The organism is Acinetobacter endophylla (assembly GCF_053543775.1).
The window spans coordinates 1-353 of record NZ_JBLVOM010000160.1 but is presented as its reverse complement, the minus strand read 5'-3'; the positions used below and the strand labels follow the sequence as shown (position 1 = coordinate 353).

Sequence of the window (353 nt, the reverse complement as noted above, 5' to 3'; positions counted from 1 at the left end):
GTAACCAAAGCCGCTTCGCAGGCCATCTCTACAGTTACAATCTTATCTGTGCTGATCAGCGGGTTCGTGATTCTGTTTCATACCCCTACCTTGAATGTGTTGTTTGGTAACGCTGATGCCGAAGTATTGAACAATGCCAAGGTATTTCTTATCGGCAGTTGTATCTCCTACCCCTTTATAGCGATATTTCAAGCCGTGAGCGGTGTGCTGAGAGGTGTTGCGGAGACCAAAGCCTGCTTGGGCTTGTCTTTGATTATGAATATAACGTACTTATGTTTAAATATCCTATTAATCACTGTTTTTGATATGGGTGTCATAGGTTTGGTAATCTCAATGATTCTCGCAAGAATACT

The 353-nt window shown here is 42.2% G+C and carries 1 protein-coding gene; it reads left to right on the top strand.

What is annotated here, in order from left to right; genetic code table 11:
* Positions 1–353, top strand: a 353-nt coding sequence (locus tag ACNPNW_RS06145; RefSeq protein ID WP_448766730.1) for an MATE family efflux transporter, incomplete at both ends; no start/stop codon positions are given.